The sequence below is a fragment of the Sphaerochaeta sp. genome (genome assembly GCA_022482495.1).
Lineage (GTDB): Bacteria > Spirochaetota > Spirochaetia > Sphaerochaetales > Sphaerochaetaceae > RUG023.
This window is the reverse complement of the sequence record JAKVPA010000010.1, coordinates 42,516-68,227: the sequence shown is the minus strand read 5'-3', so window position 1 is coordinate 68,227 and position 25,712 is coordinate 42,516. Positions and strand designations below refer to the sequence as shown.

The window sequence follows — 25,712 nt, the reverse complement described above, 5'->3', positions numbered from 1 at the left end:
ATGTGTCCACATGGATCACAGCAGCTTTACGCAATGAGCAGTTCTTCTCTCTGACAGAACTGAATCAGGAAATTCGCAGGAAACTCAAGAAATACAACGAGGCGAACTTTGAAAAGAAAGAGGGCAGCCGGCTGAGCCTGTTTCTTGAGGAAGAAAAGCCATTGCTGGCGGCGTTACCTGCTACCCGTTTTGAATTAGCTGAACATCGCACTGCCACTGTGCAGTTCAACTATCACGTCGCAGTAGATAAGATGTACTACTCTGTGCCTTACCAGTATATCAAAGATAAGGTCGATGTGCGGATAACAGATACAACTATTGAAGTTTTCAAGGACCACCGGCGGATCGCTTCCCACAAGCGTCTTTACGGACGTTCCGGGCAGTATTCCACCGTCCTCGAACATATGCCTCCGGATCACCAGAAATATCTGGAATGGAACGGCGACCGTTTCCGCAGATGGGCGGAAACAATCGGAATCAATACATACAAGGTCGTAGACGGCCTTCTTACCTCCGGCAGGGTGGAACAACAGTCTTACAGAGCCTGCATGGGTCTTTTGAAGCTCGCGGAGAAAAAGAGTCCGCAGAGGCTGGAAGCTGCCTGTGCAAAGGCGCTACAGTACTCAAATTCACCCAGCTATAAGAGCATCAAGAACATCCTGGCTACTGACAAAAGCATTTCTGAGCCAACAGCTGAGGAACCGGCGGATGATTCTGCACAGTATGGCATCACACGCGGCGCCAGACATTATGGAGGTAACAGATCATGACCAACCAGAGTACGATTGACAAGCTTATTGAGATGCATATGACACCTATGGCCGATGCATTCCGCGTCCAGAAGGATGACCCATCCATGAAGGAGGTCCCCTTTGAGGACCGTTTCGGAATGCTCGTCGATACTGAATACACTGCACGCAAGAACAACCGGCTGAAGAGGCTGATTCGGAATGCCGAGTTTGAGCAGCCTGATGCTTCTATTGCCGATATCGATTATGGGCACAACCGCAAGCTGAACAGAACGCTCATTGAGCGGCTGGCGACCTGTGAGTACATCACAGAGTACCGGAACATCTTTATCACCGGCGCGACCGGCAGTGGAAAGACCTACATGGCTTGTGCCTTCGGAATGGAAGCCTGCAAACACTATTACACTGTGAAGTACGTCAGAATGCCGGATCTGCTCATCGACCTCAAATCGGCCAAAGACGCAGGCAGATTCACTGATGTACTGAAGAAGTACATCAACCCGACACTGCTGATCCTGGATGAATGGCTTCTCCTTAAGCTTTCCGAGGATGACGCCCCGAATCTTCTGGAACTCATCCATAAACGGAGAAAGCACTCATCCACCATCTTCTGCTCCCAGTTCAGAGAGGAAGGCTGGTACAACAAACTTGGAGGCAAGGACAGCCCTCTGTCCGATGCTATCATGGATCGGATATCATATGACTCTTATAAGATTGTGATCGAAAGTATCAATCCGGACGAAGACATCTCCATGAGGGAAGGATCACGTATACTTAAGTTCGCAATTTGACAGTAGATTGAAATTGGTCATGAGAAGACCCATACTAGTAAGTAACCAAACAAAACTAGGAGGGAAAACATCTCATGACCGACTCAAATGTTACCAAAGAGCTGGAGAAAAAGCTACTGTCGTTTATCACTGAAGAGGATCCGATGCTGAGCATGTTGCAGTGGATCACCGAAAAGTTCATGGAGATTGAGGTGGCCAACAAAGTAGGAGCCCAAAAAGGCGAACACAGTACAGAACGAACCACACATCTCAGTGGCACTCGGGTTCGAAGATTCGATACCCGGATGGGTACGATGTATCTGACCATCCCGAAATTACGTAAAGGTGGGTATATACCCTTCTTTGTGACAGCGAAGAAGCGTAGCGAACAGGCTCTGATGCAGATTATCCAGGAAGCTTGGGTAAGTGGCATCTCTACACGGAAAATCGAACGGCTTGCCAAGAGCATGGGTATCGAACAGATTTCTGCATCACAGGTATCAGAAGTGAACAAGGAACTGGATGCGATGGTCGAGGAATTCAGGAATCGTTCTCTCCAAGCGGAATATCCTATCCTTTGGATTGACGCCTTATACGAGAAGATCCGGGAGAACGGCCATGTAGTGAGTATGGCGGTACTTGTAGTAAAAGGGGTCACTCTTGATGGTACTGCCCAGATTCTCGCTGTAGAACCGATGCATAACGAATCTGAAGAAACGTATCGTATCTTGTTCCAGAATCTGAAAGACCGTGGAGTCAAACGGGTCTGGTTGTGTATCAGTGATGCTCACAAGGGCCTACAGGCAGCTATCAGGAAAGAGTTCATAGGAACATCATGGCAACGCTGCAAAGTTCATTTCATGCGCAATATTCTTGCATATGTGGGACATCGTCATAAGGATAGCTTTGCCAAGCAGCTGAAGCACATCTGGCTGCAACCTGATGAAAAGCAAGCCCGCTCTTATGCCCAGTCATTCATGGAATCCTATGAAAAACAATTTCCTGAAGCAATCCGTTGCCTGGAAGAGGGATTGGAGGATTCTTTGCAATTCTATCGGTTCGACCAGATCGACCATCGCAAGATATCCTCCACCAACACCCTGGAGCGATTGAACCGAGAGATTCGTAGACGTTCGAAGGTTGTGGGTATCTTTCCAAACAAGGATTCATACATCCGATTGATCACCACCTACCTCATCGAGTATGAGGAGGAGTGGCAATCGGAAAGAGCATATGTGAGTGTCCAGTCGTTGACTGAACAGAGATTGAAATTGGAAGAGGTTGCATAATGCATGTGGCTTCTCATGACTTATTCAACATGAAATTGCGAACATGTCTGGACACAGGCGAGGGAAGTCTACGGTCTGGATCCCAAGCTTGCTCAGTAATTGCAAAGGTGGAGATCATTGCTGGCACAGCCCTTCGTGACTGTGCTGGCGGCTCCGCCGCACATGAGAGGTCCTATGCTTCCCATTCTGCCGGACTCTTGCTTCCCGGGATACCGGACAGGCGCCTCCGGCGCACCGGAATATTCACTGCATAGGCAAGCAGTCTACAACGGAATGTAACCTTATGTATCCAAATCAGAACTTCAGAAAGCACTTTCCAGAATATGAATTTCCTGAGGAGTATTCTTCTGTGTCAAGAAGCTGTTGTCTCAAGATAGGAACATACCTTGTCATTGACAGGATAGTCAAATCCTTTGAGATTCCCAAGATGATTAACACCATTCTCGGAGAAAAGGATGGCTTGTTGTTCTTGGACTTTGCAGCATACTCAATCATTACAGAAGGCAATGCTGCACAGTATTATCCGGACTATGCTTACAATCATGCACTGTTCACACAGGGTATGAAGATATTCAGTGATTCCAAGATATCATCACTTCTGTCTCAAATGCCGGAAAGTACTTCTTCTCTGTTTCTTGCAAAGTGGAATGAGAATATGGATCACAGGAAGAAGATTTACATCAGTTATGATTCCACAAACAAAAACAGTCAGGCAGGAGACCTTGAGATTGTAGAGTACGGGCATCCTAAAGATGACCAGGGGTTACCGGTGTTCGGATACTCAATTGCCTACGACAGTACCAACAGCATTCCTCTGTTTTATGAACAGTATCCCGGATCAATAGTTGACATCAGCCAATTGGAGTTCATGCTTTCAAAGGCTCAAGCATATGGATACAGAAGTGCCACATTTATTCTGGACAGAGGATACTTTTCCAAAGCCAACATTATGGAGATGGAAAACAAAGGTTACAACTTCATCCTCATGGTCAAGGGAATGAATAAGCTTGTAAACAGTATCATAGAAGAGAAGAAGAACTCCTTTGAATCATCAAGGGAATGTTACATAAGAAGATATGAAACCTATGGAACTACAGTGAAATGCAAACTCTATGCTGATGACACAAAAGACAGATACATTCATCTTTATCATTCCAACCAGCGCAGGGCTGCAGAGAGTATGGTTCTTGAAACAAAACTCAACAAGATGATGGATGCCATGGACAAGCTCAAGGGAAGCAGATATGTCTTTCAGCAAAGTTTTTTGCATTATTTTAAACTCACCTATGACAAAGACGGTACATTTCTCATGTACGAAGAAAGACAGGATATTGTTGAGAGAGAACTCAATACCTGTGGGTACTTTTGCATAGTCACATCTGAAAAGATGACAGCCAAGCAAGCTCTTGAAATCTACAAATCCCGTGATGAGAATGAAAAGCTCTTCAGAGGAGACAAATCCTATCTTGGAAACAAATCCATGAGAGTGTATTCAGACAGATCCACAACCTCCAAGATACTCATTGAGTTTGTGGCACTTATCATAAGATGCCGTTTGTACACATACATCAAAGACACTTTTAAGGATGTGGTGGCGAAACCAAACTATGCAACTGTGCCGGCTGCGATTCGTGAGCTGGAGAAGATAGAGATGAGCCGTGATTATGATGGTATCTACCGGCTTGATCATGCTGTGACAAAGAAACAGAAAGATATCCTTAAATGCTTTGGACTTGATGCAGACATGGTAAAGCAATTATCTATTGCAATCAGCAAACAGCTCAGAGAAAAGGAGGCAATCTAATGGCAAGACCTAAGAAAAACATACCCATAGAAGAGAAAATTCAAAAAGCAGAACAGAAGGTGCAAAGTACCAAACTTGAATATGAAACAGCCTGCAGTGAACTGAAGGCTTTGCTTGAAGAAAGAAACAGAATTCAAGCAGATATTTTGCTTAAGGCAATGGCAAAAAAAGGTAAGTCTTTTGATGAAATCCTGAGGTTCATTGAGCTTTGAGGTTTACTTTTTTAGGAAGTTAACATTGACTGGCAGTTCACCTTGCAGTTCGACATCAATCAAGAATTACCTTACTCTAAAACATTAATGTTGTACCGGTGGACGAAAAAACGGTTCGACATCAATCAAGAATTACCTTACTCTAAAACTCACTATGCAGGAAAGAATATGCGTGTTTTGTTCGACATCAATCAAGAATTACCTTACTCTAAAACATGTTACCGACAAGCTCGGCTCGGCTCCTGCCTCAGTTCGACATCAATCAAGAATTACCTTACTCTAAAACAGACTTGGAGACGGTCACAAGGGAGTCCTGGTTCGACATCAATCAAGAATTACCTTACTCTAAAACCGATAACGCTTTCCTGATGTCAGACTTGAGGTTCGACATCAATCAAGAATTACCTTACTCTAAAACAGCCGAGATAGCCAAGTACGGACAGCCCAAGTTCGACATCAATCAAGAATTACCTTACTCTAAAACTGATACAATCTTGATACAATTCGTTCCCGAGTTCGACATCAATCAAGAATTACCTTACTCTAAAACTTGTCATTCATCACATGCACACTGTTTTCGGTTCGACATCAATCAAGAATTACCTTACTCTAAAACCCGCCAAGTTTTCGGGTATTGCAAGCAACGGTTCGACATCAATCAAGAATTACCTTACTCTAAAACTAGCCATAGTCTGCTAAAACGTCGTATTCAGTTCGACATCAATCAAGAATTACCTTACTCTAAAACACATTGCCGCACACATGCACTTCGTCTGCTGTTCGACATCAATCAAGAATTACCTTACTCTAAAACGTAATCTGTTTGTTGTGTCTCGCCATTATTGTTCGACATCAATCAAGAATTACCTTACTCTAAAACACACATGTACAGAACCACTACAACGAGATAGTTCGACATCAATCAAGAATTACCTTACTCTAAAACTGGTACGAATGTTCTGAAGCTCCTGGTATAGTTCGACATCAATCAAGAATTACCTTACTCTAAAACTCACATTGACGCTTCTTACGGCGGAGCGGAGTTCGACATCAATCAAGAATTACCTTACTCTAAAACAGGGAATTGGCAAGCAATGGATGTTGGACAGTTCGACATCAATCAAGAATTACCTTACTCTAAAACGCAGGTTTCACACCGATCGGAAAACCAAAAGTTCGACATCAATCAAGAATTACCTTACTCTAAAACTAATCTTTTCTCCTCTGTAGTAAAATTTTAGTTCGACATCAATCAAGAATTACCTTACTCTAAAACTTTCTCCCTCTCTTGAATAATATTTACGCTGTTCGACATCAATCAAGAATTACCTTACTCTAAAACTGGCGTGATAGCAAAGTAATATTACTATCCGTTCGACATCAATCAAGAATTACCTTACTCTAAAACGCATGTAACATCGCCATCACTTATCGCATAAGTTCGACATCAATCAAGAATTACCTTACTCTAAAACTGAGAGTAGCTTTTCACGCGATTGAAACTGGTTCGACATCAATCAAGAATTACCTTACTCTAAAACTTTTTCAACTCCTCCTTGATTTTCTCTATCGTTCGACATCAATCAAGAATTACCTTACTCTAAAACACGTTGGAGTGACGGGAGTCAAGAAGCTCGGTTCGACATCAATCAAGAATTACCTTACTCTAAAACCCGGCTGCCGAACATATTCATCCCCATCGAGTTCGACATCAATCAAGAATTACCTTACTCTAAAACAGAATACCGTTCCACATCAGAAAATCGTCTGTTCGACATCAATCAAGAATTACCTTACTCTAAAACTCTCCGCAAAGATTGAAGAGATAAAGGCAAGTTCGACATCAATCAAGAATTACCTTACTCTAAAACATGCCGGAACATATCTCAATAGTGAGGATTGTTCGACATCAATCAAGAATTACCTTACTCTAAAACACGACAGGCTCATAGCGAGTGCAAAGCTCGGTTCGACATCAATCAAGAATTACCTTACTCTAAAACGACACCGACTGCAAGGGTCTTGAGAAATGAGTTCGACATCAATCAAGAATTACCTTACTCTAAAACCCGCTTGTTGATGCGTTCCACCTGAGCCTTGTTCGACATCAATCAAGAATTACCTTACTCTAAAACCTCAATGAAGTCAAGTTTTTCAGATTTATCGTTTTTTAGAGGGGTTTTTGGCAACTCTTTTTCATAATAATCGGCATCAATCTGGATGACAGTTTCCAACTCATTCGATTTGATTTCTCCGGACTCCAAAACAAGCAATGGAACAGTTTCATTCAGTGCGAATAAATAGAGTTGCTTCCTTTCCAATTCCGAAAATATCCGGGAGAGATTCTTAAATACAATCAAATGAGCCAAATGAAGAGTATTGGTAACTTCAATTATCTTCTCCGCACGCTCAAGGCATGACAATAAAGGATCACACTTCAATTTCACTCCATACACCTTGCAGAGTCTATTGATGTCCCATTCATCATCGACTTCCAATTCAAGAGGATCATCAAGGAGAAAATTATTCATAGCATCATCTAATTTCTGTAATTCCAATCTCATTGGTTCCCATGACTCTGCCTCTTCGCTTACTCGTTTTTGCAAGTTTTTCTGAATAGCAGTAGTTATTGGGCGAGCGTTGAAATCAAACGTCAATACATCATATACGAACAAAAGCCCAGAAAGAGGTATCTGCTTGTCATGCTCATCAAACAAACGAATCTCATCTTCTTCACCAAACCCAAGCAGGTTCGCATTCAAGCAAGTAATGAAAGAAGCAAACATTGAAGGGTTCGTAAAATCTATAGTTGTAATAGGATCAATGATAATAGATTTCTCAAGCTGGGGAAAACTGGCTGTAATCATAAGATAACCAACCTACTGGTAGAATCAATTTCATCATGCTCTTTGCTGCCAACCAGAAATTGAATTGAAGCATATTGTTTTTCTGTCACCACAAGCAACTGTACCAATCCTTTCGGAGGAAGCTTTTTTTCGAGTTTTGCTCTTTCAAGTTCCTCTGTCGTTTGACTGAGTACAATTTTTGAATAGACGGATTCTTGCATCTGCAAATACCCTTCTTTGATCAAGAATTTCCTAAATTGGGAGTAATCATGCCGATTCTTGGCTGTAAGAACCGGCAAATCAAAAAACACAAGTAATCTCATAATCTGGCTGCTCATATCTTCTCGTACATCAAAAGTTCCTTGACTTCTCCATTCTCGAGAAAAGCCATACATTCATGGACATACAGGTGCAAAATCGTTGATAAGTATCTCAACGCACCTCCATATACAAACTGCATCTGCAACATTCCCCAAAATTGTTCTTTTACAAGAAGAGTAAGTTTTCCCTGCGCTCTGTTTTCAAAAACCACATCATCCACAATAGGACGAAAAGGCTCCATAAGATCACAAACAAGATTGTATGGATTATATTCACTGCAATGATGGATCCCTATTTGAGGAAGATACCCAGCAGCCACAACCTCTTTGGTGATCAAAGAAACCAAAATGGAATACCCGTAGTTTAACATGGCGTTCAACGAACTGTCACCATCGCGAGAAAAGTCTTTTCCAAAGAGCGCATTAAAATACACTTTCGCGGCAAAAGCCTCCCTATTCGTTACATCTCCGTCCTGGACGGCCATTCCGTAAGAACTTACCTGTTTTTCGGCTTCCAAATGCTTCTTTTGCAACACGAACGCCTGCTTTTCAATCTTGTATTTCACGATTACCCCCCAAAGGTAATCTTTTCTTTTCTCATCCCATTGCATTTGAGCAAATATTCGTTTTGTTGAAATGAAATTGGCCGTAAGAGGCAATAAGTAACAAGAGGGAATATGACGCTCATCACAAAACACTACGGCGATTTTCCACTTGACCAATTCGGTCAGGATAACCCCGGTGACGGTCATTGCCGTAGTGTCAAATATTACCGCATCAATCTCAGAAAGATGTACCATCTTCTGAGTATCGCCCTGCACTACCAGGTAATCATTCTTGTAATAACACTTAACATGTTTTGTGATCACCACGGTTCGAAAGCCCAAGATGGTATCTCCTCTCATACATTCCTGTTACTGAGTGATCGATAAATTCAATTTGGTTGGGATCAAGTGATTTGATCAACCGATTGCTGGAAACATTCTTCCAAGAGGCTCCGAATTCTTTCCCAAAATCAAATCTCGAAGAATTTGCCTGCATATAAACCAAAATCCCTTGAATGCATTTCTTCTGTTGTAACGAATTCATTTCACCAAAATCGCCTACATGAAGGAGAAGATTTTCAGCAATTCCTCTGTAACAGGGATACTTCTTCATCTTGTCACACAATTCTCCAAACAGTTTTTGTTTTTCTATCACTTCAAGACGATCAAACAGAGCAAGATGGGCTATGGTGTCTTGAGAAAGGATGAGTTCGCGAGCGTTGATCACCTCCCCATCACTAACAATATAAAACTCATTCAATGAACCATCTTTTTCAGGGTATCTGATGTATTGATACTTTCGGATTCCCGCTTTGATGACCACAGGATCTTTATACAGCGATGATAGGTATCGGGTTACCGCACCTTTTTGCGTTTCTTCCAAAGCTATGATGCGGATGGGAATTCCTACAAGCTTGCGATATCGCTTCTTTCCTTTGGAATATTCAATGATATCAAAATGCGCGAGATTTTCTCCAGAATAACCACCGTACACCACAAAATCTTTTCCTTCTTTTGAAGGAACGGTTGCTCCACCCTTTTCTCCTTTTGGCATCAACATTTGATTGTAGAACGCACCTCGCATTTCTTCCGTTTTCCTTGAGAGGAAGTAATGATGATATCCAAACACTTTCCTCAAGTATTCAACAACGGCATATCCATGCCATGAACCATATTCTCTGCTCATGCAATGAATGACAAACCCATATTTTTCGTCTCGCGCATTGGATGTATCATCTTGAAGAGCATTTTGAAAATCAATGAAGGCTTCCTTGTTCTTTATCATTTGTCCGAAAGGACCAGCAAGAAACCTCCCAACCTGGCAGGCAAGCAAGGCATCATGTGCATGATGATAGTCATTGACCTCACGAACCTTGTACAACCCATTTTGAGCACGAAAATCATGAGACAAGCCCTGCTTTGATCCCCATTACGGTTGTTGTCGGAAACGCCTCCTTCAGCACATCACTCAGGATCTTGACCGCTTGGCTTGTCTCGACAATTTGTCGATTGATAAATCCAATGTAATCATTCTCAGAAACCTCTTCTCTGATCAGCGCATGGAATTTCTTTGAAGAGATCAACCCGTTTTTCCGTAACGTTTTCCAGAAGGGTTTTTGCTTTGTGATGATAGTATCATCCAAAAGCAAAGAATCTCGTTTTCGTTGGTTTTCCTTGGATTTCACCAATACCAAGTTATCGATGCTGTTGTTTTTGATGTACGCTTGCGGAAGAATATGATCGATCTGGTAATCACCCAAACGTTGAATATCCAAAGTCTGTCCAGAATACATACATTTCCCATTCTGTAAGAAATAGAGGTACAATCGCATAATCTTCAATGGCCCGTTTTGTTTCTTGTACTCTTCTTTTCTTGATGTCAGTTCTTCATATACCTTTTCAAAGGACGGGTCATCCTTCAGTCGTTTATAAATCTTCTCAAGTGCATAATACCGGCTTATCGTGCGTTTTTTCTCTTCATCACCTCGGGTAAATTCCACATAGATACGTTTTGGTTCCTTCCCCATCACCTGCACAATCTCACGAATCACCTGTAATCCTTGCCAAGCCGATTTCTTTACCGAAGGAGACATAGGAACATCAGGGAAAGCAGTATCATATGCATTCAATGATGTTTCCGGCTTGTTCTGTTTGTTTGCTGTTTCGATTTTTTGTTGGAAACCATAGGTCTCATCAAAAATGATTTCCATAAAGAGTTGATTGGTTTCCCAAAGCAAATCCATGACGGTCCAAACCCTTCCTTGGGCATCCAACGTAGAAATGCCCGTCAGGAGTTTTTGGGATAATCTGCCCCACCCTTGGTAATTCAATCTGCAGATAGCTACGACCGTCGGATCAGCCAAGGTTGGGTAACTCTTTCGAATTTTCGCTTTCAGTATTTTTTTATCCGTAAACAGTGTGTTCCAAAGAATAAGGTTTTCGATCATCTCCTTGTCTTGTTCCCGGATACCACCAAAAATACGAGAGAAGTCAATCCAGGAAGAAAGATTTGATGCAAATTCGTCCTCTTTCTGGAATCCGGTCAGGTCCAGGCCCTTCTCATGTGAGGCATACCGATGTTCGTACAACCATTTGCTCAAAGTTCCTTTTGTGACTGTTTTCTGCGTCTGGAACAACTCATGGAAGATCTGTTGTTTTACATCGACACTCAGCCGTTTTCCATCAAGACGAATCCCATTCAATTCGTTCAACACACAGTATTCGCCATACAACAAAGAATTCTTTGGCAAAACTGGTTCGCCATAGAGGAATTGGCAGGTATCCGTTCTCTGCGTGATAAAACGCTCCGCCGAAGCCATGACATCTATCTTGTCGGTAAAATTCCATGGTGTGACAGGTCCCTGTTCTTTTCGTTGAGCCCACCCATATTTTGTAGCCTGAGGTGACAACGGTCCGACGTAGTATGGGATACGATATGAGGCTATCTGAAGCAGTTTCTGTTCATTTTCAGCCAAAACGGGATAGAATCTTTTTTGGTGATCAAGAATCGCTTTCAGTTCCTCACAATGCAACTGGTTGGGAATTGCGCCATTCTCACTGCTTTTGGGTTTTTTGAGGAACTCTCCTTCTTCAATCCGTTTCATGCAATATGAAACATCATCATCATGTACGGAATTCTCAATGGATTCAAGGATTTTCTTGATTGATTTAATCAAATTATCGTACGAAGAATCCTTGCTGTTGTTCAGCCGATACCGTTCATACCATGATTGCTTGCCATTGAAGAGATCATGATACGTTTCATGGGGGCACTTTGCACGAACAATACGTTTCAACGTACGTAAATCTTGCGCATGCTGGTTGTATCGATTGATATACACATCAGAGATCGTTGATACGTTGCCTGAAAGAAGCATCGCGAGCGTATAGTCTGCATAAAGTTTTTGCAACACCTGGAACACTTCCAGTTCAGTATCCCCCAAATTCTCTGAGAATTGTTCACAAGCTGCTTCGTCATCCAATGAAACAGATATTTTCTTTTCTCCCAACGTTGGGAATATTTGGGTATAATCGGCACTCCGGCCAAGGATGGCTTTTGATAACTCTGCGCAGAACTTCTTGTCTTGATCATCCGTTACGGATTGAAGTGCGATCTGAATCACTTTTTGTTTGTCAAAAGCGGATTTCTTTTCATCTTTTAGTGTATCAGTGATGGAAGAAACTGCTTCAGATATTTCCGTATCTCCATCGATTACCAAAGAAAGTAATGCAGAGACGGAACTTTTCAGGTCAACTCCTCCATGAATCTGCATTTCCCCTTCATGTAAAAAATTCCCCCGGTATTTGATGATGTGATGGATTGCCAGGTAAATCAGTCGGAAATCCGCTTTCTGTGTTTCTTCTGCGAGCGCTTTCCGCAGATGGTAAATGGTAGGATATTTTTTCTCATAGAGATTGGAACAATATCCATCACTCGCAAAAAGCTCACGCAGGGCTTCCCATTGGGAATCATGAGGCGAAACAGAGGAATACTGCAAACGCTTGAAAAAATCAGGATCCACCTTCTCTACTTCCGACCCAAGAAGATCACGCAGCCATTGGAGTCGCTGGACACGTCGGGCAAGTCTTCTCCGCGTAGAGCGGAACTGTCTCCGTTCTTCAGCGGTCTTCCCTGTTTCAAACAAACGCACGCCCCACATCGGTTGATGGCGAAAAGAAACCAATTCACCATTTTCATCTGTGACACACCACCCAAACGAGCCAGTACCCATATCGCATCCAATTGCGTACGATTCCACATCCTTGCTCTTTTTCATGACTTGACTCCTCCTTACAAGCGTGCATATACTAAAGATGACATCAATGAAGTATTACCTTACTTCGTTAAAACAAAGCGGAAGCTTTCCCGTCAGGCAACTGACAACGCTCAGGCGTTGAGAGTCACAGAAATGTGGCTCTTTTTTGTAAGTATATCACAGATTTCTCAAATACACATACTTATATCGCTATAAGATTGGGATTTTGGCAATTATCTATCTGCTGAAATGGTATGAACCAAAATACCAGCCTCACTCATCCGGAGCCCTTCCCCCGAATGCAGCGGCATACCAGGCCAGGGTACCGGTTGATGCGGTGGACTTGGGTGCTGGGTTGGGTTTCTTTCCCTGCTCTGGATGCGGGATACCTGCTGGTTGGGGATTGCGTGGTACGTTTGGTGTTGTTTCCATAGGCGCTCCTTATACTTAACGTATGTTACCATTCCTTTGCGTATCCTGCAAGTGTGACCATCCCTTGTCCGTCGGGAATGAATCGACTATGATTGCGTGGTATGGATCAAAGGGAAATGAAATATGCGGAGCTCGTCATCAAACGCCAGCTCCAGTTACGGCGTGGTGAGGCGCTTTCCATCAACACGGAAAGCTCCACCATCGAATTCGCACGACTTTTGGGCAAACTGGCCGCGGAAGTGACCATCCAGGCGGTGCAGATCGTCGAGACGGAAAAGGGACGCATCAAGCAGGTCTATCCGATCGAACCCAAGGAAAACGAAGCCCTCCGGCCGAAAACGACCGGACTGGTGATGTGCCACATCGTCGATCTTGACGACTGCCCGTACTACAGCGAGGAAAGCCCTGTAGATATTGCAAAGGATGTGGTGCAACTGGGAAAATTCGGCTTGCTTGCCGAACCGGTGGAGCTGGACCGGAGACTCGCCTACCCCTGGGCGAACATCCCCTATCCTGGAGCCAACTGGGGCTTGCAGTATTTGGGGGAAACGGCGACGGAGGACGACCTGTGGAATCTGTTCACCGCCCTGTATCGGTTGGACACCAAGGATCCTGACCGGTTCTGGGAAGACCAGGGACTGATGCTCGCCTACCGGAAGAAACGACTGAATGCCATCAAACCGGAGAAACTGGAAGTGGTGGGAGACGGCTGGAGTTTCACCTGCGCATTGGCCAAAGCCACCGAATGGACCGGAGGGGAACAGCGTACCAGCAGCAACCGTACGTTCTACAGCACCCTTCCCGTCCAACATTTGTATGCGACGATCGACGGAACATCAGCCAACGGGACGTTGGCGAGCACCCGCCCGTTTTTGCTTCTGGGCAAACAGGTTGTAGGCGCCTCGTTCACGTTGAAGGACGGCAAAGCCATTGCTTGGTCCGCAGAGAAAGGCGCTGAAGCGCTGGACGCGTTCTTCACCATCGATGACGGGGCGCGGGTACTCAGCGAGCTGTCACTCGCCGACGAGGATACGTTGGAAAGCCGGCACCTCTCCCGTGGCGTCCATCCCCTGTTCAACAAGGCGATGACCACCCATGTGGGGTTCGGAGGATTCGCTCTGGACACGCTGTCCCGTCATATCACCGAAGAAGAGCTTGCATCCCTCCACCTCAACCAGTCTCTGGTAAGAATGGATGTTCCGATGGGATCCCGAAGCCTTTCCGTCACCGCGGTGGATCCGGACGGAACCCGGCACATTCTGGTCGATGAAGGGGTGTTCAGTGAGGAGGAAGCGACATGATCATCGATCGCTACGCCGACCTGGTCATTGAAGCGGGTGTGAACCTGAAGAAAGGCCAGAACCTTTTGGTCAATTGCGATGAGGCGACCTACCCAATGGCGCGCGCCCTGGCCAAGAGCGCCTATCGCCACAAGGCGGGGTACGTCCACATTGTGATCTCAGACAACGAGATCCTCGCCTCCCGGCTGAAGAACCAGAGTGACAAAGAGCTCGCCACCTTCCCTGATTTCGAAAAAATCCTGGACTACCAGATTTGTACGGAGGAATGGGCGTACATTCAGATCGAGCCGATCGACGACCGTCTGAAACAGGTGCAGCTGGACCAAGCGAAGAACCAACGGTACCGCAAAGCTGCCCGTTCGTTCCACCATGCCATCCATGACCGGTTCATGGTGGACTCCCTCCCCTGGTGCGTCATCGCCGCGCCCACGCCGCGCTGGGCCGAACACAGTTCTGGGAAAAGATCATACGGAAGAAGAATTATGGGAAACGCTCACTCCGATTCTGCTTTTGGATTCACCCAACCCGACGAAGGCCTGGAAAGGACGCCTGCGTGAAGATGCAGGAACACGCCCGGATGCTGAACGCCCTGGGCATCATCAAACTTCACTACCAGAGCCCCAGGACCGACCTGGTCGTCGGACTGTGTCCGACCAGTAGGTTTCTTGGTGGGGATTCCGTCCTGCCGGACGGAAGAAGGTTTCTGCCCAACATTCCAACAGAAGAGTTGTTCACCACTCCGAATCGTAATCTCGCTGAAGGATATGTGACGACGACAAAACCGGTCTCCGTCCTGGACGAAATGACCGAGGAAGTCACCCTGCAGTTCCACGAAGGGGCTGTCGTATTCTGCACAGCAAAACGGGGACAAGAAGCCATGGACCGCTACTTCGCCATCGATGAAGGAACCCGGCATCTGGGTGAATGCGCCCTGGTGGAGGAAACCAATCCCATTGGGAAAAGCGGCCTGCTGTTCGCAAGCGGGCTGTACGATGAGAACGCGTCGTGCCACCTGGCCCTCGGCGCGGGCTATCCCAACTGCCTTGTCGGGTCCAAGGACCCGTACAAGGAAGGGTGCAACAAGAGCCTGATGCATGTGGATTTCATGGTGGGATCCTCGGATATGACCATCACCGCCATCCGGATGGATGGCAGGGAGATCCCCATCATGGTGAACGGGAAATTCGTCCGCTGATCAGCTGTTCAGGTCACTGATCAACTTGATGCCGTCCACCGTCTGGGTTGGACTGATCTCGTCGATCCGGGGGATGATCGGGCTGATGGTCCGTGACAGGCCACCGGTTGCGATGACGTACAGTTTCTCCCCGATCTCCGCCTCGGTCCGGTCGATCATGTGCTGGACCAAACCGGCGTAGCCGTACATGATGCCAGCCCGGATGGATTCCTCACTGTTGCGGCCGATCACCGTGGAAGGGATCAACAGCTCAACCTGCGGCAACTGGGCGGTGCCATGGAACAACGCCCGCATCGCCGTGATCAACCCTGGGGTGATGGCGGCCCCCAGCACGGAACCGTCACCGGAGACGGTAGTGAACGTAAGGGCAGTACCAAAATCACAGACCATCACCGCTTTTCCCGGATGGGCATAGTGTGCCTGCGCCGCATTGCACAGCAAATCGCTTCCCAGTTCCGGCGGTATGCTCTCGCTCTTCAGTCCCGTCTTCACCTTGTTGGTGATCATCAACGGGTTGACGTCAAACAGACGGACAACGTTTTTCTGCAGGGAGCGGGAAAGATTCGGCACGACGCTGGAGATGGCGGCGCGTTCCACGTTCTCCTTCAGCACGCCGGCATGGGAAAACAACGAATCCAGAATAACGAAGTATTCGTCTCCCGTCTTTGCCTGGTCACTGTACACACGAAACGTCTGCACCCACTGCTTGCCGTCATGTACGGCAAGGACGATGTTGGTGTTCCCGATGTCAACCGCGAAGAACATGATCTCCTCCTACAGGGCGAGTTTGTGCTGCTGGCCCTGGTACAGCTCGTCACGAAGCGCCTTGACGGACGCGTCAGCCAGGTAATCCTCGAAGCGCATCATCTTGTCGATGACGCCGTTCGGCGTGATCTCGATGATCCGGTTGGCGATGGTGTCGATGAACTGATGGTCATGGGTGTTGAACAACAGGATTCCCTTGTAGTCGATCAACCCATCGTTCAACGCCGAGATGGATTCCAGATCGAGATGGCTGGTCGGCTCATCGAAGATCATGCAGTTTGCCTGCTCCATCATCATCTTTGCCAGCACCACCCTGACCTTCTCTCCACCGGAGAGCACGGTGCAATCCTTCAGGGCTTCATCGCCGGAGAACAGCATGCGGCCAAGGAACGAGCGAACGTACGTCTCATCCTTTTCCGGGGAGAACGGCATCAGCCAGTCGGTGATGGACACGTGCTCCTGGAACAACTTGGTATTGTCCTTGGGAAAGTAGGAAAGCGAAGTGGTCACGCCCCATTGGTAGGAGCCTTCGTCCGGTTCCATGTTCCCGGCAAGAATCTCGAACAATACCGTTTTTGAAAAATGTTCCGGTCCGACGAACGCGATCTTGTCACCGTTGTTGACCATCAGGTTGAAGTGATCCAGAACCTTCACCCCGTCAATCGTTTTGGACAGGTCCTTCACTTCCAGGATGTTCTTCCCAGGTTCCCTGAGCGGGCGGAAACCGACGTATGGGAACCGTCTGCTTGACGGCTTGATGTCATCGATGGTCAGTTTGTCGATCAACTTCTTCCGGCTGGTGGCCTGCTTGCTTTTTGCCGCGTTGCTGGCGAACCGCTGGATGAATTCTTTCAGTTCGGCGATCTTCTCGTCGTTCCGTTTCTTCTCATCCTTCATCTGCTTGGCGGCAAGCTGGCTGGACATGTACCAGAAATCATAGTTTCCGACGTACAACGTAGCCCTGGAATAATCGATGTCCACAATGTGGGTGCACACCGAGTTGAGGAAGTGACGGTCGTGGGAAACGACGATCACCGTATTCTCGAAATCTTCCAGGAATCCTTCCAACCAGGTGATGGACTCCAGGTCAAGGTGGTTGGTGGGCTCATCCAGAAGCAGAATGTCCGGGTTGCCGAACAGCGCCTGGGCAAGCAACACCCGCACCTTGATGTTGTCCTCCACGTCCCCCATCAGCTTCTCATGCATGTCGGCGGGAATCCCAAGGCCATCCAGCAACTGGCCGGCCTGCGCTTCGCTCTCCCAGCCACCCAGCTCGCTGAACGTGGATTCCAGTTCCGCCGCCTTGATGCCGTCTTCCTCGGTGAAATCCGCCTTTGCGTAGATGGCGTCACGGTCCTTCATCGTCTGGTACAGCTTGGGATATCCCATGATCACCGTTTCCATCACGGTGTACTGGTTGAACGCGAAGTGATCCTGACGAAGCACGGCAAGCCGCTGGCCGGGAGTGACGATCACTTCCCCGCTGTCCGGTTCCAGTTCTCCGGAGAGAATCTTGAGAAACGTGGATTTACCGGCACCGTTTGCGCCGATGATCCCGTAGCAGTTGCCAGGGGTGAATTTCAGGTTCACGTCCTTGAACAGTACCTGAGATCCGTATGCAAGGGAAATGTTGCTCGCTGTAATCATCACTCAATCCTTATGGTTCATTGTGTGTTCGTGCATAAAAAAAGGCAACCACCCCCGGTTGCCCTCCATCATGTTTCATAGTTCCTACGGGAATCGAACCCATATTTAGAGACTGAGAATCTCCTGTCCTAACCATTAGACGAAGGAACCGACGTCTGGGATGAAGGGATTCGAACCCCTAAAGGCAGAACCAGAATCTGCAGTGTTACCATTACACTACATCCCAATCAGAAATCCTTAGCAAGGATAGGAAAAAACCCGATCCATGTCAAGGGGAAAAACCTTAGTCGTACTGTTTCTTGAACGCGCTGACCCTGGCGCTGGCTCCAAATGAGAAATCATCGTGGATGCCATCGGAGAGATACCGGTACCCAAGACCCGCCACCATTGCCCCGTTGTCCGTGCACAGTTTCAGGGACGGGAAACTGGTCTGGATGCCACCCTTCTCCAGATCCTTCAACTCACTGCGGAGCAAGCTGTTGGCAGCCACCCCGCCACCTGCGGAAAGCCGTTTCAACCCGGTATCCGCCAAGGCAAGCTTGACCCTCCGGACCAGCATGCCAACGGCGCAACGCTGGAACGAAGCGGCGATGTTCTCGTTGCTCTTCTCGCTCTTGCCATCCCAGTACTTGTCCAGCTGGTTGATCACCGCGCTCTTCAGACCGCTGTAAGAAATATCGTACGGATGCGCTTCATCCAACGCGTTGCCGGGAAACAGGAACGCCGTGGGATTGCCCGTCTTTGAAAGCCGGTCGATCACCACCCCGCCGGGATAGCCAAGGCCATAGTGTTTCGCCACCTTGTCGAACGCTTCCCCGATGGCGTCGTCGATCGTCGTACCCAACACATCGATCTGATCATACCCGTTCACCTTGCAGATCACGGTATGGCCTCCAGAGACCAAAACGCCAAGGTACGGATACTCCAGAGGATTTTCGATCTGGGAAGCATACAGGTGCGCCCTGATGTGGTCGATGGAAATGATGGGGATTCCCCGTGTCGCGGCGAACGCTTTGGCGAAGTTCACGCCGACGAGGAGCGACCCCATCAGACCGGGACGGCTGGTGACCGCAACGGCGTCAATGTCCTTGGTCTGCAAACCCGCTTTGCTGATGGCCGCCTGCACGACCTGTTCGATCCATTCGGTGTGCAGTCTGCTGGCAAGCTCCGGCACCACCCCTTCATACGGTTTGTGCAATTCGATCTGCGTCGCAATGACATTGCTGAGAATCTCGTGACCGTCACGCACCACTGCCGAGCTGCATTCATCGCAGCTCGTCTCTATACCCAATACGTTCATACTTCCTCGTCATCATCCGGGTCGTCCTGCTCGTCATCGTCGTCGAACAACAAATCAAGGTCATCCAAGGCGTCACTGATCTCCACAGGATTCGTCATGGTGGCCAGACGGTACAAGTCGGACAATCCGATACCACTCTCCAAAGCCGACGGAAACATGTCAAGGAGGAACTGCGCGACCTGTGGCTGCCATCCCTGGCCCACCTCAGGCGCAGACCTGCGCTGTTTCGTCTTCACCAGCACCACATACTCGTTCGGAATGAAGCGTACGTCCAGTTTGTTGGCTTTCAAGTGTTTCTCCTGCACCTAACACTACTGAGAAACAGATGGCAAGTCAATGCAATCCGGATCAAGCGGCACCAAGGCGCAACAAAAATTCCAAAAGGACTTGATTTACCTGGAAAAATGGTGTTAGATACTTCTGCACGCCGAAGTAGCTCAGTGGTAGAGCAGCTCACTCGTAATGAGCAGGTCAAGAGTTCAACTCCCTTCTTCGGCTGTACACAAAACAATGCAACCCTTTTTAACACAACACGTTAAGAAGGGTTGTTTTTTGTTGTGCGACCAATTGCATCCGATATGGGATAGCCAACCACAAAGCAACACATCCACGAGATCTGTTTCACCACCTGCCAGGAACCGATTGAAATCGTTTCTTTCCATTCCCACAAAAGGAAAATCCCCGTCCGATGAAGGGCGGGGATTGAAATCCAAGAGGGAAAGAACCGTTATTTCGCTTTCTGACGAGCGTTGATGGCCGCCTGCGCCGCCGCAAGGCGTGCGATGGGCACGCGGAACGGAGAGCAGGAAACGTAGTCCAGGCCGACACGCTGGCAGAAGTCAATCGTCTTGGGATCCCCGCCATGTTCGCCGCAGATGCCAAGGATCAGATCCTTGTTGACGCCACGGCCAAGTTCCACAGCGATCTTCACCATCTTGCCCACACCACCTTCGTCAATCGTGGCGAACGGATCGTAGTCGTAGAACTGCTTGTCCGGATCCTGGACATAATGTCCAAGGAACGAAGCAGCGTCATCACGGCTGAATCCGCAGGTCATCTGGGTCAGGTCGTTGGTACCGAAGCTAAAGAACTGGGCGCCGGCTTTGGCAATCTCGTCGGCGGTGATGGCGGCACGCGGTACTTCGATCATCGTACCCATCAGATAGTCGACGTGACTGCTGGTCGCGTTGAAGATCTCGTCGATCACTTCCTTCGCCTTGTTCTTGCAGTACAGGAATTCCTTGTAGTTGCCTACCAGTGGGAACATGATCTCCGGTTGCACCTTGATGCCTTTCTTCTGCACGTTGATGGCCGCCTCGATGATGGCCCTCACCTGCATCTGCAGGATCTCCGGATAGATGATGCCAAGCCGGCAGCCACGGAAGCCGAGCATCGGGTTGAACTCGTGCATCGACGCCGTCTTCTGCGCCACTTCCTCCACGCTGATGCCCATCTGGAGCGCCAGTTCATGGCGGCTGGTATGGTCATTGGGAAGGAACTCATGGAGCGGAGGATCCAACAGACGAATGGTGAACGGAAGCCCGTCCAGCTCGGTGAACATCGCCTCGAAGTCACTGCGCTGCATCGGAAGCAGCTCATCAAGCGCCTTCTTCCGCTCCACCGTGTTGTTGGCAAGAATCATCTTCCGTACGCACATGATCCGGTTTCCGCCAAAGAACATGTGTTCGGTGCGGCACAGTCCGATGCCTTCCGCACCCAGCAGTTTTGCGTGGTGGGTGTCTTTCGGCGTATCGGCGTTGGTGTACACTTCCATCGTCTTCAGCTCATTGACGTAGCCCATGAACTTCTTGTAGTTCTGGAACACCACCGATTCACTCTCCCGCATCTGGCCGTCCAGAACCTGGACGATCTCGCTGGGTTTTACGGGAATCTTTGTGGCGTAGATGGCTCCGGTGAATCCGTCAATGGACATGTAGTCCCCTTCCTTCACCGTCACACCGTTGACTTCCAGATACTTCTTCGGCTCATTGACATGAATCTCACTGGCACCGGAGACACAGGGGCAACCCATGCCGCGGGCGACGACCGCCGCGTGGCTGGTCATGCCACCACGGCAGGTGATGACGCCTTTGGAAACGGCCATGCCACCAATATCCTCCGGACTGGTCTCCGTACGGACCAAAATGACGTCCTTGCCGGTCGCGGCGACTTCCTCAGCCTTTGCCGCGGTGAAATACACCTGGCCACAGGCGCCACCGGGAGAGGCGTTCAATCCGTGGGTGATCTCCTTCAGGGAGAGATCGCGGATGATCTTCTGGTCGAGGATCGGGGCGAACAGCTTGGAGAACTCAGCGGCAGGAACACGGGAGACAGCCGTCTCCTTGGTGATCAAGCCTTCCTCCACCATCTCCACCTGGCTGCGGAGCCAGCTGAAAATGGTACGCTTTCCACCGCGGGTCTGCAGCATGTACAGCTTGCCTTCCTGGACGGTGAACTCCAGATCCTGCATGTCGTGGTAATGTTTCTCCAGTTTGGAGCGGATGCCGACCAATTCGTCGTACACCTCCGGGTTGATCGCCTTGAGGGTTTCGATCGGCTGGGGGGTCCGGATGCCGGCGACGACGTCTTCGCCCTGGGCGTTCATTAGGAACTCACCATAGAAGCGGTTCTCTCCGGTGGACGGGTCACGGGTGAACGCGACACCGGTGCCGCTGGTATCGCCCATGTTTCCGAACACCATCGACTGGACGTTGACGGCCGTTCCCAGCAAACCGCGGATGTCATACATCTGGCGGTACTTGATGGCCCGTTCGTTGTTCCAGCTGCGAAACACGGCGTTGATCGCCTTGAACAGCTGGTCGATCGGATCGGTGGGGAAAATCCTCTCCGGTATACCGGCGGTAGATCCGCTTGTACCGTGCGATGACTTCCTGCAGGTTGGCGCTGTCCAGCTCAATATCGTACGTCTTGTGGTTCTCGTCCTTCACGTCCTGCAGCGCGCTCTCGAACTCGCTGTGGGGAACACCCATCACCACATCACCGAACATCTGGATGAATCTGCGATAGCTGTCCCAGACAAACCGCTCATTGTTCGTTTTGGCGATCATGCCGGAAACCGTGTCCGGATTCAATCCCAGGTTCAGGATGGTATCCATCATGCCCGGCATGGACTGGGCGGCGCCGCTGCGCACCGAAACCAACAGGGGATCTTTCTTGTCCCCGAATTTCTTTCCCATGACGGTCTCAAGTTTCTTCAGGTTCTTCATCACCTCTTCGCGGAGTCCGTCGGGGTAGCCCCCTTTGTGGTCGTTGAAGTACTGGCAAACCTCAGCGCTGATGGTGAATCCTGGAGGGACGGGAAGCCCGATGCTGGTCATTTCGGCGAGGTTAGCGCCTTTGCCCCCGAGGATGTCGCGCATCTGCGCCGTACCGTCCGCCTTTCCGTTCCCGAAGAAGTACACGTACTGTGTTTTATCCGACATGAATCTTCCTTCCTAATGCTTTCAATGTTCTTTCAAAACTTCATTTCGTAGAATTGAATCGTACCCATACTTTGCATCACTGTCAATGTACGCAACTCCATTGTTACGAGACGCAAATCACGACAACCCATCAAATTGTTGAAACAATGTTCCATATTCGCATTAAAAAAGGGAGCGGACTACCCCGCTCCCCCTTTTGATGAAAATGTGACTCAGCGAAGATCCGGCGTCTTCACCGCATCCATATCGGTGTAGGTCCGGTTTTCACCGCACATCGACCAGATGAAGATGTAGTTCTTCGTGCCGCATCCGGCATGGATCGACCATGACGGATTGATCACCGCTTCCTCGTTGTGCATCACGATGTGACGGGTCTGCTGAGGTTCGCCCATGAAGTGGAACACCACCTGGTCCGGTGCGACGTTGAAATAGAAATACACTTCCATACGGCGCTCGTGGGTATGGGCCGGCATCGTGTTCCAGACGGAACCCGGCTCCAGGGCAGTCATGCCCATGGAAAGCTGGCAGGTCTGGAGGACATCCGGATGGATGTACTGGTTGATCGTCCGGGCGTTGCTCTCCTCCAGGGAACCCATCTTCTTGTGGATGGCGTCCTTGTAGGTGACCAGCTTGGTGGGATAATGGCAGTGTGCCGGGCAACTGTTCATGTAGAACTTCGCCGGATTCTTGGGATCCTTGCTGGAGAAGGTCACTTCCTTGGCGCCCTGACCAACGTACATGCCGTCGTACTGCGCCAGCTGGTAGGCCTGTCCGTCAACGGTCACCTCGCCGGCGCCGCCAATGTTGATCATCCCCAGCTCCCTGCGCTCCAAGAAGTAATTGACACCAAAATCCTTCATCGGATCGATGTTCTTGCCAAGGGAGACGGTCTGTTTGACCGGCATGCATCCCAGCGTCACAATACGGTCGACGTGGGAATAGACGCCACTGACGTCATCAGCCTTGAATATGTTCTGAATCAGAAACTCTTTCCGCAACTCCTCGGTGTTCATCCGGGAGAACGGCTCCTTTCCTGTTGAATAACGAATATCCATTACCTACTCCTTGTAAAACGGAATCATGTTCCACTTCCCATACTAGCCGATAACCGGTGGTTTGTGAACCCTTTACGAAGGCAAAAAAAAGCGGCCGGAAACCAACCGGTCGCTTTCCATCCCTTACGCAGTGTAGCTTTCCAGCATTCTGCTGCGTGCGGGGTTCTGCAGTTTCTCCAACGCCTTCTTCTCAATCTGGCGAATCCGTTCCTTGGTCAGGCTGTACAGCTCGCCGATCTCCTTCAGGCTCATCGGAGCGCGTCCGTTCAGACCGAAGCGAAGCTCGATGACATCCCGCTCCTTGTCGGTCAGCGTCCCCAGCACCTTCTGGATGTCTTCCTTCAGGCTGCTCTCCATCAGGCGATCCTCCGGAGAGGGGGAATCATCCTCGACAAAATCACCGAACGTCGACTGGGAACCTTTGTCCCCGTTGGTCATCGGGCTGTCCAGACTGACCATGTCACGGGAAATGGAGAGCAGATTCTTCACCAGATCCGGATCCAAGCCGGTCATCTCTCCAATCTCCGCGGTGTTCGCTTCCCTGCCATACTCGTGCATCAGGTTCTTCTGGGCCTTCTTGATCTGCATCAGCTCATTGGTCCGGTTCAGCGGAAGCCGTACCGCACGGCTCTTCTCGCACAGCGCCTTGACGATCGACTGGCGGATCCACCATACGGCGTAGCTGATGAAGTGATAGCCCATGGAAGGCTCGAACTTCTCCACCGCCGTCATCAACCCGATATTCCCTTCATCGATCAAATCATTGAGAGGGATACCCTGGTTCTGATATTTCTTCGCGACATTCACCACGAAGCGAAGGTTCGCTTCGATCAGTTTCTTCCGCGCGATCTCATCACCCTGTTTGGCACGCACGGCAAGGTTGTACTCTTCTTCCTGGGTCAGGAGCGGAATCCTGTTAATCTCCTTCAGATATAAGGAAAGGAGTCCAGATTCTTCGTAATTGTCATTGTGCATCTCACTGTCCAACATTGCGTCACTCATTGTGGTGCCTCCATGCCATATACCAAGCAAGAGACGTGCCAACTTTCTGAGAACATTATTATTTGTTATAATATATAGAATTATATTTATTATGACAACAAATGGCTTTTCCCTCGGTGGGATAAACCGACCCACCATACGGGAAGAGGACCCAAAAACGTGTCAAAATGATACAACTAAGGAAAACACCCTTTGGGATGGGTTCATTTTGACCCACTTTTCAGAACATCCAGGGAAACGAAAGCTCCAATGAGGCGAACCATTCGTGCAGATTCCCCTTGAACGGGATCTCGCTTTGGCTGAGGGAGTCCATCAGGCGCTGGTATTCGTCCTTCAGCCAGTCGTGGATCATGTCCCCTTCGCACAGCGAACAGCACACCTGTTTCTTCCCCAGCAGATAAATGATGAACTCAAGGCGGAAGAAATCCAGCCAATTCTTGTCATCGCAATGACTTTCCTCGCTCCGGAGAAGGAACGCGTCCACGTAGCACATCAAGGATTCATAGATGTTCTTCTCACGGGCGTAGGCGATGGCTTTTCGGTACAGGTAGTTCCCCACCTCTTTCTCCGGCATCACCATCAGCTGGTTGTTTTCCGTCTCCTTGCGTTCCATATCCGCTTTCCTCACCTGCAATATACTCATGGACGGAAAGCAACGGCAAGTGTTTTCACACTGAGCACTATTTGCGCACCCAAACCGGTTTTCTGTTGCCCTTTCCGCGTGGTTTGAGTATATTACGAAAGGTGTCCGGAAAGGACCCATACATCAACACACATCGTT

Annotated in this window: 17 protein-coding genes, 3 tRNA genes, 2 pseudogenes and 1 CRISPR repeat array; of the genes and pseudogenes, 8 read left to right on the top strand and 14 right to left on the bottom strand. The window is 48.6% G+C overall.

The window, feature by feature from the left end; all coding sequences use genetic code 11:
- The 5 genes from LKE28_10345 to LKE28_10325 all read left to right on the top strand — a co-directional run.
- Positions 1-770: IS21 family transposase (locus tag LKE28_10345; protein ID MCH3908603.1), on the top strand; the 770-nt coding region annotated here is incomplete at its 5' end.
- On the top strand, positions 767-1,540 hold the full coding sequence (locus LKE28_10340) for an ATP-binding protein (protein MCH3908602.1): 774 nt from the start codon (positions 767-769) through the stop codon (positions 1,538-1,540). The genes LKE28_10345 and LKE28_10340, both read left to right, overlap by 4 nt.
- 74 nt (positions 1,541-1,614) lie before the next feature.
- A complete protein-coding gene (locus LKE28_10335) occupies positions 1,615-2,808 on the top strand; it encodes an IS256 family transposase (protein ID MCH3908601.1) in 1,194 nt (397 codons plus the stop codon).
- A gap of 283 nt (positions 2,809-3,091) precedes the next feature.
- Positions 3,092-4,612, top strand: coding sequence for a transposase (locus tag LKE28_10330; protein MCH3908600.1), 1,521 nt, complete (start codon positions 3,092-3,094; stop codon positions 4,610-4,612).
- A complete protein-coding gene (locus LKE28_10325) occupies positions 4,612-4,824 on the top strand; it encodes a hypothetical protein (protein MCH3908599.1) in 213 nt (70 codons plus the stop codon). Before LKE28_10330 ends, LKE28_10325 begins: the two co-directional genes overlap by 1 nt.
- A gap of 47 nt (positions 4,825-4,871) precedes the next feature.
- Positions 4,872-6,959: direct repeats of the CRISPR family, unit length 36 nt; unit sequence GTTCGACATCAATCAAGAATTACCTTACTCTAAAAC.
- A 728-nt stretch (positions 6,960-7,687) separates the two neighbouring features.
- Here the strand turns inward: LKE28_10325 and cas2 are convergent.
- From cas2 to cas9, 4 genes are read right to left on the bottom strand one after another with little or no spacing between them, the layout of a single operon-like run.
- The gene (gene cas2 / locus LKE28_10320) at positions 7,688-8,008 is read right to left on the bottom strand and encodes a CRISPR-associated endonuclease Cas2 (GenBank protein MCH3908598.1); all 321 of its coding nucleotides are present in this window, start codon (positions 8,006-8,008) and stop codon (positions 7,688-7,690) included.
- Positions 8,005-8,877 (bottom strand): type II CRISPR-associated endonuclease Cas1, encoded by an 873-nt coding sequence (gene cas1 / locus LKE28_10315; protein ID MCH3908597.1) that lies wholly within the window; start codon positions 8,875-8,877, stop codon positions 8,005-8,007. Before cas1 ends, cas2 begins: the two co-directional genes overlap by 4 nt.
- On the bottom strand, positions 8,840-9,946 hold the full coding sequence (locus LKE28_10310) for a hypothetical protein (GenBank protein ID MCH3908596.1): 1,107 nt from the start codon (positions 9,944-9,946) through the stop codon (positions 8,840-8,842). Before LKE28_10310 ends, cas1 begins: the two co-directional genes overlap by 38 nt.
- A complete protein-coding gene (cas9, locus tag LKE28_10305; GenBank protein MCH3908595.1) occupies positions 9,936-12,812 on the bottom strand; it encodes a type II CRISPR RNA-guided endonuclease Cas9 in 2,877 nt (958 codons plus the stop codon). The genes LKE28_10310 and cas9 overlap by 11 nt, the downstream gene beginning before the upstream one ends.
- A 512-nt stretch (positions 12,813-13,324) precedes the next feature.
- Between cas9 and LKE28_10300 the strand changes: the two genes are divergently transcribed.
- Entirely contained in the window at positions 13,325-14,524 is a 1,200-nt protein-coding gene (locus tag LKE28_10300) for an aminopeptidase (protein ID MCH3908594.1), read from the top strand.
- Positions 14,521-15,719: pseudogene (locus tag LKE28_10295) on the top strand (aminopeptidase). Before LKE28_10300 ends, LKE28_10295 begins: the two are co-directional and overlap by 4 nt.
- On the opposite strand, the gene LKE28_10290 reads toward LKE28_10295, so the two are convergent.
- The 6 genes from LKE28_10290 to LKE28_10265 form a co-directional block, all read right to left on the bottom strand.
- A complete protein-coding gene (locus LKE28_10290; protein MCH3908593.1) occupies positions 15,720-16,484 on the bottom strand; it encodes a type III pantothenate kinase in 765 nt (254 codons plus the stop codon).
- Between the two features lie 9 nt (positions 16,485-16,493).
- Positions 16,494-18,131 carry an ATP-binding cassette domain-containing protein gene (locus LKE28_10285; GenBank protein ID MCH3908592.1) on the bottom strand — a complete coding sequence of 546 codons (1,638 nt, stop codon included), beginning with the start codon at positions 18,129-18,131 and terminating at the stop codon, positions 16,494-16,496.
- Between the two features lie 78 nt (positions 18,132-18,209).
- A tRNA-Glu gene (locus LKE28_10280) sits at positions 18,210-18,281 on the bottom strand.
- Between the two features lie 5 nt (positions 18,282-18,286).
- Positions 18,287-18,357, bottom strand: a tRNA-Gln gene (locus tag LKE28_10275).
- A 57-nt stretch (positions 18,358-18,414) separates the two neighbouring features.
- The gene (tsaD, locus tag LKE28_10270; protein ID MCH3908591.1) at positions 18,415-19,431 is read right to left on the bottom strand and encodes a tRNA (adenosine(37)-N6)-threonylcarbamoyltransferase complex transferase subunit TsaD; all 1,017 of its coding nucleotides are present in this window, start codon (positions 19,429-19,431) and stop codon (positions 18,415-18,417) included.
- Positions 19,428-19,721, bottom strand: coding sequence for a hypothetical protein (locus LKE28_10265; protein MCH3908590.1), 294 nt, complete (start codon positions 19,719-19,721; stop codon positions 19,428-19,430). The genes tsaD and LKE28_10265 overlap by 4 nt, the downstream gene beginning before the upstream one ends.
- Positions 19,722-19,857: 136 nt before the next feature.
- On the opposite strand from LKE28_10265, the gene LKE28_10260 reads away from it, so the two are divergent.
- Positions 19,858-19,929: transfer RNA gene (locus LKE28_10260), tRNA-Thr, on the top strand.
- 229 nt (positions 19,930-20,158) lie between these two features.
- Here the strand turns inward: LKE28_10260 and ppdK are convergent.
- The 4 genes and pseudogenes from ppdK to LKE28_10240 all read right to left on the bottom strand — a co-directional run bounded on the left by ppdK (position 20,159) and on the right by LKE28_10240 (position 25,544).
- Positions 20,159-22,874 (bottom strand): annotated as a pseudogene (ppdK, locus tag LKE28_10255) (pyruvate, phosphate dikinase).
- Between the two features lie 212 nt (positions 22,875-23,086).
- On the bottom strand, positions 23,087-23,929 hold the full coding sequence (kduI, locus tag LKE28_10250) for a 5-dehydro-4-deoxy-D-glucuronate isomerase (protein MCH3908589.1): 843 nt from the start codon (positions 23,927-23,929) through the stop codon (positions 23,087-23,089).
- Between the two features lie 123 nt (positions 23,930-24,052).
- The gene (locus LKE28_10245) at positions 24,053-24,931 is read right to left on the bottom strand and encodes an RNA polymerase sigma factor RpoD/SigA (GenBank protein ID MCH3908588.1); all 879 of its coding nucleotides are present in this window, start codon (positions 24,929-24,931) and stop codon (positions 24,053-24,055) included.
- A gap of 220 nt (positions 24,932-25,151) precedes the next feature.
- Positions 25,152-25,544 (bottom strand): hypothetical protein, encoded by a 393-nt coding sequence (locus LKE28_10240; GenBank protein MCH3908587.1) that lies wholly within the window; start codon positions 25,542-25,544, stop codon positions 25,152-25,154.
- Positions 25,545-25,712: the final 168 nt, after the last annotated feature.

Excerpts from the sequence above, each read along its gene's own strand:
- LKE28_10340 (MCH3908602.1), top strand. The coding sequence starts at position 767 with ATGACCAACCAGAGTACGATTGACAAGCTTATTGAGATGCATATGACA.
- LKE28_10335 (MCH3908601.1), top strand. The coding sequence starts at position 1,615 with ATGACCGACTCAAATGTTACCAAAGAGCTGGAGAAAAAGCTACTGTCG.
- LKE28_10330 (MCH3908600.1), top strand. The coding sequence starts at position 3,092 with ATGTATCCAAATCAGAACTTCAGAAAGCACTTTCCAGAATATGAATTT.
- LKE28_10325 (MCH3908599.1), top strand. The coding sequence starts at position 4,612 with ATGGCAAGACCTAAGAAAAACATACCCATAGAAGAGAAAATTCAAAAA.
- cas2 (MCH3908598.1), bottom strand. The coding sequence starts at position 8,008 with ATGAGCAGCCAGATTATGAGATTACTTGTGTTTTTTGATTTGCCGGTT.
- cas9 (MCH3908595.1), bottom strand. The coding sequence starts at position 12,812 with ATGAAAAAGAGCAAGGATGTGGAATCGTACGCAATTGGATGCGATATG.
- LKE28_10300 (MCH3908594.1), top strand. The coding sequence starts at position 13,325 with ATGGATCAAAGGGAAATGAAATATGCGGAGCTCGTCATCAAACGCCAG.
- LKE28_10290 (MCH3908593.1), bottom strand. The coding sequence starts at position 16,484 with ATGTTCTTCGCGGTTGACATCGGGAACACCAACATCGTCCTTGCCGTA.
- LKE28_10285 (MCH3908592.1), bottom strand. The coding sequence starts at position 18,131 with ATGATTACAGCGAGCAACATTTCCCTTGCATACGGATCTCAGGTACTG.
- tsaD (MCH3908591.1), bottom strand. The coding sequence starts at position 19,431 with ATGAACGTATTGGGTATAGAGACGAGCTGCGATGAATGCAGCTCGGCA.
- kduI (MCH3908589.1), bottom strand. The coding sequence starts at position 23,929 with ATGGATATTCGTTATTCAACAGGAAAGGAGCCGTTCTCCCGGATGAAC.
- LKE28_10245 (MCH3908588.1), bottom strand. The coding sequence starts at position 24,931 with ATGAGTGACGCAATGTTGGACAGTGAGATGCACAATGACAATTACGAA.
- LKE28_10240 (MCH3908587.1), bottom strand. The coding sequence starts at position 25,544 with ATGGAACGCAAGGAGACGGAAAACAACCAGCTGATGGTGATGCCGGAG.